Below are 2,500 nucleotides of genomic sequence, written 5' to 3' on the forward strand. Positions count from 1 at the left end.
CTCACGACGTTCTAAACCCAGCTCGCGTGCCGCTTTAATGGGCGAACAGCCCAACCCTTGGGACCAACTCCGGCCCCAGGATGCGACGAGCCGACATCGAGGTGCCAAACCATGCCGTCGATATGGACTCTTGGGCAAGATAAGCCTGTTATCCCCGGGGTACCTTTTATCCGTTGAGCGACACCCCTTCCACCAGGTGGTGCCGGATCACTAGTCCCAGCTTTCGCTCCTGCTCGACCCGTCGGTCTCACAGTCAAGCTCCCTTGTGCACTTGCACTCGATACCTGATTTCCAACCAGGCTGAGGGAACCTTTGGGCGCCTCCGTTACTCTTTGGGAGGCAACCGCCCCAGTTAAACTACCCACCAGGCACTGTCCCTGAACCAGATCATGGTCCGAGGTTGAGATTCTCCATTCGACCAGAGTGGTATTTCAACGATGACTCCACCCCGACTGGCGTCGAGATATCCTAGTCTCCCACCTATCCTACACAAGCCGAACCGAAAACCAATACCAAGCTGTAGTAAAGGTCCCGGGGTCTTTCCGTCCTGCCGCGCGTAACGAGCATCTTTACTCGTAGTGCAATTTCGCCGGGCCTGTGGTTGAGACAGCCGGAGAGTCGTTACGCCATTCGTGCAGGTCGGAACTTACCCGACAAGGAATTTCGCTACCTTAGGATGGTTATAGTTACCACCGCCGTTTACTGGCGCTTAAATTCTCCGCTTCGCCCCACGAGGGAGCTAACGGGTCCTCTTAACGTTCCAGCACCGGGCAGGCGTCAGTCCATATACATCGAATTGCTTCTTCGCATGGACCTGTGTTTTTAGTAAACAGTCGCTCTCCGCTGGTCTCTGCGGCCAACCCACGCTCGGCCCGCGCGGGGCTCCACGTGTTTTGGCCCCCCTTCTCCCGAAGTTACGGGGGCATTTTGCCGAGTTCCTTAACCACAGTTCACCCGCTCGCCTTGGTATTCTCTACCTGACCACCTGTGTTGGTTTGGGGTACGGGCCGCCCGTGCGCTCGCTAGAGGCTTTTCTCGGCAGCAGAGGATCACTCACTTCGCCTCATACGGCTACGCGTCACGTCTCAGAGCTGTAACGAGGCACGGATTTGCCTATGCCTCCTCCTACACGCTTACACCAGCACTTCCATCCGCTGGCGGAGCTACCTTTCTGCGTCACCCCATCGCTTGGCTACTACAGGATCAGGTCCCACGCTCCCCCCGCATACCGGTCCGAAGACCAGCACCGAGGTTCGGGTGGTTAGTATCCCCCGCCTCACCAGGGACGCGCACACGCGGGTACGGGAATATCAACCCGTTATCCATCGACTACGCCTGTCGGCCTCGCCTTAGGTCCCGACTAACCCTGGGCGGAACAGCCTGGCCCAGGAACCCTTGGTCATCCGGCGGCAGAGATTCTCACTCTGCTTTCGCTACTCATGCCTGCATTCTCACTCCACCACCCTCCACCGCTAGCTCACGCCACGGCTTCACCAGGTGATCGACGCTCCCCTACCCACCCATACCACTGGATACCCACCCGCAGGCGGATACCGATGTTCACGCATGGGTGACACAGCTTCGGCGGTGTGCTTAGCCCCGCTACATTATCGGCGCAGGATCACTTGACCAGTGAGCTATTACGCACTCTTTCAAGGATGGCTGCTTCTAAGCCAACCTCCTGGTTGTCTGAGCAATCCCACATCCTTTTCCACTCAGCACACACTTAGGGGCCTTAGCTGGCGTTCTGGGCTGTTTCCCTCTCGACGATGAAGCTTCTCCCCCACCGTCTCACTGCCGCACTACACACACCCGTATTCGGAGTTTAGTTGACATCGGTAACCCGGTAAGGCCCCTCAGCCATCCAGTAGCTCTACCCCAGATGTGAACCATGCGACGCTGCACCTAAATGCATTTCGGGGAGAACCAGCTATCACAGGGTTTGATTGGCCTTTCACCCCTACCCACAGCTCATCCCCTCAGTTTTCAACCTAAGTGGGTTCGGGCCTCCACGCCGTCTTACCGGCGCTTCACCCTGGCCATGGGTAGATCACCCCGTTTCGGGTCTAGACCACGCGACTCACACACGCCCTCTTCAGACTCGCTTTCGCTATGGCTACCCCACACGGGTTAACCTTGCCACGCAGCACTAACTCGCAGGCTCATTCTTCAAAAGGCACGCCATCACCCGCAGGCTCTGACGGCTTGTAAGCACATGGTTTCAGGTACTCTTTCACTCCCCTCCCGGGGTACTTTTCACCATTCCCTCACGGTACTCATCCGCTATCGGTCACTGGGACGTATTTAGGCTTACCAGGTGGTCCTGGCCGATTCACAGCAAATTCCACGGGCTCGCTGCTACTCGGGACAACCTGCACAGACACACACCAATGGCTTTCACGTACGGGACTCTCACCCACTCCGGCGCGCCATCCCAAGCGCTTCCGCTAACCACCAGCACACATCCGAAGGACTGGCAGATCCCTCCAACAGGCTCCCA

At 57.7% G+C, this 2,500-nt stretch carries 1 rRNA gene (cut by a window edge); it reads right to left on the reverse strand.

Features of this window, described 5'->3' with window-relative positions:
* Positions 1-2,500 (reverse strand): 23S ribosomal RNA (locus H0B56_RS22535); its annotated part runs 319 nt beyond the window's last position; the annotation flags it as partial.

Origin of the sequence: Haloechinothrix aidingensis (genome assembly GCF_013450155.1) — a bacterium.
In the GTDB taxonomy this organism is placed as follows: Bacteria; Actinomycetota; Actinomycetes; order Mycobacteriales; family Pseudonocardiaceae; genus Haloechinothrix; species Haloechinothrix aidingensis.